We start from the raw sequence: 7,513 nt of genomic DNA on the forward strand, positions 1-7,513 counted from the left end.
GCGACTTAATCATCTCGCTGCTTCTAAATTGATGTAGGTCGTATTCGCCATCGACTAAATAATATACTGAAATCGTGGGTTGTTTTGGATAGCCGATAAAATTCCGTCCGCCCAAGCCTAAATAATCGACAATCCAATATTCTTGAATACCCAATGCTTGGTAGGCAATCTGTTTGATGGCATAGTCATCTTGCCAATTAGTCGATACTACTTCGTTGGCGTAGCCTCTCTGCAAGAGAATCGCTAATTTTACCGAACTGCCTTGAGTAATAATCGATTCCGTCTCCCAGCGTGGTTCCTGAGCTAGCAGTTATTTGTCCAAGACGATGACATCTGGCTCGTAACCAGACGTACCATCGATCGACTTGACGATCGATTCTCGCGGAATTGAGTATTGTAATCCCAATCGGGTAACTTCTAGATATAGTTGACCGGAGATCGAACCAGCTAGTTCTGAATGTTTACCGCGTGGTTTGGGCATTTCGAGAATTTCTCCATCTCTCAGTTCGTAGCGATACGCAGACCGCTCTGGCAACCAGGCAATAAAATCATCAAAGCTAACTGTTTTAGACTCTGCTAGTACCATGTTGATGTCCTTGGCTCAGTACAGAAATAACTTCATCTCAAGATCATCTTAGCTCATCTCGATCTTGAGTAACAGATCGATAGTTACTGTCCTTGCATTTTGAGAACCACCGCAAATGTCCGCAGCAGAATCTTAAAATTTAACGCCAGCGACTGATGTTTGCAATAGTAGAGGTCGTAATTGAGCTTAACCTTAGCATCTTCGACAGTACTGCCGTAGCCGTAGTTTACCTGTGCCCAACCAGTTAATCCTGGCTTGACAGCTAATCTCTTGCTGAAGCTAGGAATTTGTGCTTCGAGTTTATCCATGAACTGTTGGCGTTCGGGACGAGGGCCAACCATGCTCATTTCCCCGTTTAAGACGTTGATAACTTGGGGTAATTCATCGAGGCGAGTCTTGCGAATAAAGTTGCCGACTTTAGTAATTCGGCTATCCCCTTTAACTGCCCATTGTGCTTGACCGTTACGCTCGGCATTTTGAACCATCGAACGTAATTTGTAGATCGTGAATTTAGCACCATTCAAACCAACCCGCTCTTGTTTGTAGAAAATTGCGCCAGGACTATCGAGTTTAATCGCGATCGCGACAAAGGGAAAGACTACTACAAAAATTGCGGCGACAATTAACCCACAAATGATATCTAAGACTCTTCTACCAACTAGATCGAACCGGTTGAATTGTTTTTTAGAAGTTGCTTGAGATAGATCGTTAGAGTAATACATAGCAGGCTGGGAATTGGGTGATGGGAAGGCTTGTCTGTCTTCAACACACTCAATCTAACAGTCACCTGCTACCCAACTCATCGTCATAATGACCGATAGTCTCTCAGCTATTTGAACTAAGCAGAGATCGAAAAAATTAGAGTGGTAATGCTCATAGACAAAATATAGATAAAGTAAAGAAACTCAGCCGATCGATCTCGATCTAAATTAAATTAGGAGGATTTTCTGAACTGATGCGCTCGATCAAAAATCCCCGACTTCTTCAAGAAGTCGGGGATCTGGCCGATCTAAGACAGGAAATATGTTATCTATAGTCGATCGAATGCTGCCATAATAATCCGTTCGGTATCTGCCCAATTGATACATTTATCCGTGACCGAAACTCCGTATTTGAGCTGAGATAGATCTTCAGGGATCGATTGTCCGCCTTCGTGGAGATTGGATTCCAACATCATCCCCACCATTGAGGTATTGCCATTGACGATTTGTTGGATCGTGCTTTCAAAGACGATCGGTTGAAGGCGATAATCTTTATTAGAATTGCCGTGACTGCAATCGACGACGATGCGCGGTGGTAAACTGGCTTTCTTGAGTTCGGTTTCGGCGGCTTGAACGCTGATGGGATCGTAGTTGGGTTTGCCTTCACCACCACGTAAGATGATGTGTCCGTAAGCATTGCCTCTAGTTTGAAAAACGCTGACTTGTCCTTGCTTGTTGATACCGAGAAAGTTGTGTGGTTGTTTGGCCGATTGGAGGGCGTTTAAGGCCACCTTGACGCTGCCATCGGTACCATTCTTGAAACCGACCGGCATCGATAGACCGCTGGCCATTTCGCGGTGAGTTTGGGATTCGGTGGTGCGGGCACCGATTGCCGCCCAGGAAATCAATTCGTCGAGGTATTGGGGGACGATCGGGTCGAGGGCTTCGGTGGCGGTGGGCAAGCCAATTTCGGTGATTTTCAGCAGCAGATTTCGGCCAGTATACAAGCCTTTTTCGACATCGAAAGACTCATTCATATCTGGGTCGTTGATCAACCCTTTCCAACCGACGGTGGTGCGGGGTTTCTCGAAATAAACTCGCATGATCAGCAGGAGTTTATCTTGGACGCGATCGGCTAAATCTTTGAGTTTGTGAGCGTATTCTTCGGCGGCTTTGACATCATGAATCGAACAGGGGCCGACGACGATGAATTTACGATTGTCTTGAAAATCTAAGATTTTTTGGATCTGGTTGCGATACTCAACGATGCGTTGTTCTAATTCGGGGGATAGGGGTAATTTTTCCTTAAGTTCTTTGGGCGTAATCAAGATCTTCGAGTAGTTGATATTCGTATCGCCGAGGATATTTGCATCCATGATACTTTCAAGGCTTTGGATATCCCGATCTGAGGTTGGATTTTGCATGGGTAAATATCTAAAACTAGTGTTGATTCATACTTAGGTGCAGGGATTGCCGGAGTTATGGCATGGCCTAATGGTCTGAGTTATAGACCGCAGCTTACCCGCTTTTATTACTGCCGATCCGGTCAAGCTCGCGATTGCGAGCAGCGAGCAAATCGATCGAATATTGAGTAATCTAATCTTGGAAAGTGAGTAAGCATCGACCGATCTATTACCCTTAATAGGGCACTATTACTTGCTAGATTCTAAATCGATGCCAACTGGATAAGTACATGAGATCTTAAATGTTTTGGTTTAGTTGAGCCAATCTGGCTAAGAACTGTATTGTTGTCCGACAATTACGAAGATCGTCAGCGGACTTCCGATCTGCTTTCGTCAATTATAGCGAAAATTTGTGCGATCTTGACAGATTTGGATAACTAACTAGGTGCAGCGTTAAAATTAGAATCATCGGCTCATTCACACCCACGACCGCATGTTTGCCACCAACGCGCCCACTCAACCCATTCATCCAGAAAAGATTCGATCGAGTATCCAAGCTCTACAGCCGCAGCTCGTCGCCCTCCGGCGGCAACTCCACCAACAGCCGGAACTCGGATTTAAAGAACGACTGACAGCCGCAGCGATCGCCCAAAAGCTGACGGAATGGGGGATTCCCCATCAAACGGGCATCGCCGCAACAGGCATTGTCGCGATAATTCAGGGGCGCAAGACCAGTTTTCGGCTGAAGACGCTGGCAATTCGGGCAGATATGGATGCGTTGCCGATTCAAGAAGCTAATGATGTCCCCTACAAGTCTCAGCATGACGGGGTCATGCACGCTTGCGGCCATGATGGACATGTGGCGATCGCCTTAACAACAGCTTATTACCTGTCCCAGCATCAAAATGACTTTGCAGGCACGGTCAAAATTATCTTCCAGCCGGCGGAGGAAGGCCCTGGTGGTGCCAAACCGATGATCGAGGCGGGTGTCCTCACCAATCCCGATGTCGATGCAATCGTCGGCCTGCATCTGTGGAATAATTTACCATTGGGGACGATTGGCGTGCGGAGTGGAGCCTTGATGGCAGCCGTAGAGAGGTTTTCGCTCAAGATCCAAGGGAAAGGCGGACATGGTGCCATGCCCCACCAAACTGTCGATTCGATCGTCGTCGCCAGTCAAATTGTCAATGCGCTGCAAACGATCGTCTCACGGAATGTCAATCCAATCGATTCGGCCGTGGTGACAGTGGGTGAGTTTCATGCGGGGACGGCTCGCAACGTGATTGCCGATACCGCGAGTTTAGCGGGTACTGTCCGATACTTTAATCCCAATCTGGCCGACTTTTTTCACCAGCGGATCGAAGCGATCGTGGCTGGCATCTGTGCCAGTCAGGGGGCGACTTATCAGTTGGACTATCTCAAATTTTATCCACCCTTAGTCAACGATCCTCAGATGACCGAACTCGTCAGATCGGTCGCCATAGAGTTGGTCGAAACACCACTGGGTGTCGTACCTGAGTGTCAAACGATGGGTGGTGAGGACATGTCTTTTTTCCTACAACAGGTGCCCGGATGTTATTTCTTTGTGGGTTCGGCTAACCCCGATCTCGCGCTGGCATATCCCCATCATCACCCCCGTTTTGATTTCGATGAAACCGCACTTTCGACTGGGGTTGAGATGTTTGTCCGTTGCGTCGAGACTTATTGTAATTAGAACTTAGTTATAGGTAGGGGCTGAGATAGATAGGGGCAATTCATGAATTGCCCCTACCTATCTCAGCCCCACAGCATGTTTATCTGCCAAGAGATAGATACGCGATCGCTCACCTAGTTGCTACTATTGCCACAGCTTCACACCCAAAAGATATCGAGCTGAATACTAGCGAGGACAATCTGATGACGATCGAACGTGGTTCTAAAGTGCGGATACTCAGACCAGAATCTTACTGGTTTCGCGAGGAGGGGGTAGTTGCGGCAATGGATAAGAGCGGCATTAAATATCCAGTCATCGTCCGGTTTGAGAAAGTAAATTATGCTGGCGTCAATACCAATAATTTTGGATTGCACGAACTGCAAGAAACCGCCGCACCTACCAAAAAATCCCAATCTACCGCTGCATCTGGCGGCAAACAAACCACGATCGAGCCAGCCACCCGCCGTACTGGTTCGGGGGCGATGAAATCAGATGTCAAAGCTGGCTCAGATCCAGAATCAGCCGCTGTTGACGATCCCACGATGGAAGGTGCGCCCAATCAAGGTACGGAAGCTCGATAACTAAGTTTGAACGATCGACAACAGCCAAAACTCAGGAATAGGTAGCAATAATTCAGCAATTATTGGTGCCTATTTTTGTGTGAAGATCTATCTTTTGGTCGAGTTAGGAGTCTGTCTTTAGAAGCTGGAAAAGAGCGGGTAAAAATGGATATGATGGCCTGGTAGTGAATATGAATTTTGAAAGCAATGGTTAATCTAATTCGATCGGCGAACCAGCCAAATCTACCTTTTAAATTTAAATCACTTGTAAAAGCAGCCTTAAGTTTTTTCGCGGTCATCTTATTAGTTACTACAACTGCCTGTAGCAGTGGAAATTCGACTGCCAAAGTAGATCCGCTGACTAATTCAAATAATCCCGCACCAGGTAAAGTGACGGAATTGTACAAACCGATCGCTCCGGCTGAAGGTGGGATGAATAATTATAGCGACGTCGATCCTCGGATGGACACATCGGCAGCCAAAGCCAAAGCCGAGCGGCTGATCGATAAAACTGACAAACTGCAACGAGATGGCACGAATCCCTTCAAGCAACTTGGTAAACAATTGAATCAAAAGGGTGTGCCCGAACGGATTGAAGATACCGCAAAGCAGGTGAATCGATCGGCTCAAGAAACCGCTGATGATGTAGCTAAGGGGACGAAAAGAGGATATAGCAACCTCAAAGAAAATACTAATAACTTCACAGAAGATGTTAAAACATCAATCGAAAATACCAAGCAAAAAGCCGTGGATCGGGCAGACGACCTTCAAGATACCATGCGGAAAAATAGCTAAATTAACGCAGAAATCTTGAGAAAGATATGATGCTTCAAATTGTTGGCGATCGCCGCGATCGTCAGTCATTAATTGTGACCCCGCCCTTACCTGAATGCGAATTTAGCGCGATCGTCCCTGTCAAAGATGAAGCACAGAACCTGCCAGAGACACTGGCAGCACTAGCAGCCCAAGCATCCTTCAACGGTCTGCCGCTGGACTGCCAGCGTTACGAGATTATCGTATTGGCCAATAACTGCACCGATGAGTCGGCGGCAATCGCACGGCAGTTTGCGGCGACACATCCTTGGTTAGTTTTACATGTGGCCGAGCTAACCCTACCACCAGCGAAAGCTTATATCGGCTACGTCCGCAAGCTATTGATGGATGAGGCATACGATCGCCTGATGAGCCTGGGACGCAGGCGCGGGATTATTGCTTCTACAGATGGGGATACCAAGGTCGCCAAAACCTGGATTGCCGCGACCATCCAAGAGATAAATCATGGCGTCGATGCAGTCGGCGGTAGAATATTGACCGATCACCACAGCCGCCATCAGCTATCTTCACAGGCGCGAACGTGCTTTTTGCAAGAAGTTGGGTATCGATCGTCGATCGCCCAGATGGAGTCTCATCTCGACCCCGATCCGTGCGATCCTCTCCCGCGTCACTTTCAGCACTATGGTGCCAGTCTGGCTGTCACTGCTGAAATTTACGCCAAAGCTGGTGGGCTGCCATCAGTGCGCACGCCAGAGGATGAAGCTTTTTATCAGTCGTTGCTGCGGGTAGACGCGCGGTTTCGGCATAGTCCCCTCGTCCGCGTCACGACATCGGCTAGAGCCACTGGCAGATCGCCAGTCGGACTCGCCAGCCAATTGAGCAAATGGGCGCAGATGTCCGGCGATGCCGCTGTGAAGGTCGAGCCAGTCGCTGCAATTGTCGATCGGTTTGGGGCGCGGCGCAAGCTCCGCGCTCTGTGGCACCAGCTCTGGGCTGGCTACCAGGTTGCCCACCCAGAACTAGAGCAACTCGCCAGCAAGCTTGGCGTTTCTGATGTGTGGCTGCTGGCTGAATTCGATCGATCGCCTACATTTGGCCGACTGTGGGAGCGTGTCACCCAGCATCAGCAAAAATATAGTCCGCTGCGCTGGCAACCGATCGAGATTCAAACTGCAATTAGCGATCTCCGCCAACAGATTGCTCGATTCAATCGGCGCGCTGTCTGAACATTAAGTTTGGCACAACTAGTAATTTAGCCCCAATATCAACCTATTCTCTCACCCATAATTGAAGATGTTTCTCCAAGCAAAAAAATCGGCAACCTTAATCGAAATTCAAGATCTCGAAGCTCTTTTCAATCCACTCAAGAATGAGATTGAGGGCAGAATTCAAGAAGGCGAGGAAGAGCAAGATCCCGCACAATTTGTCAAGCAGGATCTCACCTTTGCTTCGGGTGAGGATTTGCCACGGTGCTGGCTCGATCCGGATTACCGCAATTAAATATCGAGCGGTTCCATAGCAATCCTAGTTGAACGTCAGTTTCTCCTGGGGGAGAGGCTACGCCAACGGGTTAATAATCGTCGTTAAATGCTGGTGAAAAGCCAATCGGTAGGCGGTATATACTTGTGGGCTGCGGATTTTATTTGTGTGGACAAAACCCGGATCTGGGGGTTGTCTTGATGCGCTAAACCGTTGGGGAACCCAACGAGCGCGCATCGCTCCGACCCCCAGTCCCCCCGTTGAGGAGGCGGGACGCGTCTTGACCCAAACACATGCGGAGGAAACCTCCGCGTGAT

At 48.2% G+C, this 7,513-nt stretch carries 8 protein-coding genes and 1 pseudogene; 5 read left to right on the plus strand and 4 right to left on the minus strand.

The features are described from left to right. The 3 genes and pseudogenes from RMO27_RS21270 to RMO27_RS21280 all read right to left on the minus strand — a co-directional run. Positions 1–586 (minus strand): annotated as a pseudogene (locus tag RMO27_RS21270) (Uma2 family endonuclease); the annotation flags it as partial. Between the two features lie 83 nt (positions 587–669). Next, the gene (locus tag RMO27_RS21275) at positions 670–1,308 is read right to left on the minus strand and encodes a sugar transferase (RefSeq protein WP_309736350.1); all 639 of its coding nucleotides are present in this window, start codon (positions 1,306–1,308) and stop codon (positions 670–672) included. A gap of 308 nt (positions 1,309–1,616) precedes the next feature. Beyond that, positions 1,617–2,663 (minus strand): 3-deoxy-7-phosphoheptulonate synthase, encoded by a 1,047-nt coding sequence (locus RMO27_RS21280; protein WP_396133779.1) that lies wholly within the window; start codon positions 2,661–2,663, stop codon positions 1,617–1,619. Between the two features lie 520 nt (positions 2,664–3,183). On the opposite strand from RMO27_RS21280, the gene RMO27_RS21285 reads away from it, so the two are divergent. The 5 genes from RMO27_RS21285 to RMO27_RS21305 all read left to right on the plus strand — a co-directional run bounded on the left by RMO27_RS21285 (position 3,184) and on the right by RMO27_RS21305 (position 7,217). Beyond that, a complete protein-coding gene (locus RMO27_RS21285; RefSeq protein WP_309736353.1) occupies positions 3,184–4,404 on the plus strand; it encodes a M20 family metallopeptidase in 1,221 nt (406 codons plus the stop codon). Positions 4,405–4,451: 47 nt separating this feature from the next. Continuing rightward, a complete protein-coding gene (locus tag RMO27_RS24010; RefSeq protein ID WP_396133778.1) occupies positions 4,452–4,964 on the plus strand; it encodes a photosystem I reaction center subunit IV in 513 nt (170 codons plus the stop codon). Positions 4,965–5,150: 186 nt separating this feature from the next. After that, the gene (locus tag RMO27_RS21295; RefSeq protein WP_309736356.1) at positions 5,151–5,738 is read left to right on the plus strand and encodes a hypothetical protein; all 588 of its coding nucleotides are present in this window, start codon (positions 5,151–5,153) and stop codon (positions 5,736–5,738) included. A 29-nt stretch (positions 5,739–5,767) separates the two neighbouring features. Further along, positions 5,768–6,943 carry a glycosyltransferase family A protein gene (locus RMO27_RS21300; RefSeq protein ID WP_309736358.1) on the plus strand — a complete coding sequence of 392 codons (1,176 nt, stop codon included), beginning with the start codon at positions 5,768–5,770 and terminating at the stop codon, positions 6,941–6,943. A gap of 67 nt (positions 6,944–7,010) precedes the next feature. After that, positions 7,011–7,217 (plus strand): acetyltransferase, encoded by a 207-nt coding sequence (locus tag RMO27_RS21305; protein WP_309736360.1) that lies wholly within the window; start codon positions 7,011–7,013, stop codon positions 7,215–7,217. Between the two features lie 57 nt (positions 7,218–7,274). Here RMO27_RS21305 and RMO27_RS21310 read toward each other — a convergent pair. Beyond that, a partial coding sequence (locus RMO27_RS21310) for a hypothetical protein (protein WP_309736363.1) occupies positions 7,275–7,513 on the minus strand: 239 nt, incomplete at its 5' end.

Source organism: Chamaesiphon sp. OTE_75_metabat_556 (assembly GCF_031378165.1).
In the GTDB taxonomy this organism is placed as follows: Bacteria; Cyanobacteriota; Cyanobacteriia; order Cyanobacteriales; family Chamaesiphonaceae; genus Chamaesiphon.

Coding starts and splice junctions, on each gene's coding strand:
- RMO27_RS21295 (WP_309736356.1), top strand. CDS start 5,151: ATGGTTAATCTAATTCGATCGGCGAACCAGCCAAATCTACCTTTTAAA.
- RMO27_RS21280 (WP_396133779.1), bottom strand. CDS start 2,663: ATGGATGCAAATATCCTCGGCGATACGAATATCAACTACTCGAAGATC.
- RMO27_RS21275 (WP_309736350.1), bottom strand. CDS start 1,308: ATGTATTACTCTAACGATCTATCTCAAGCAACTTCTAAAAAACAATTC.
- RMO27_RS21285 (WP_309736353.1), top strand. CDS start 3,184: ATGTTTGCCACCAACGCGCCCACTCAACCCATTCATCCAGAAAAGATT.
- RMO27_RS21300 (WP_309736358.1), top strand. CDS start 5,768: ATGCTTCAAATTGTTGGCGATCGCCGCGATCGTCAGTCATTAATTGTG.
- RMO27_RS21305 (WP_309736360.1), top strand. CDS start 7,011: ATGTTTCTCCAAGCAAAAAAATCGGCAACCTTAATCGAAATTCAAGAT.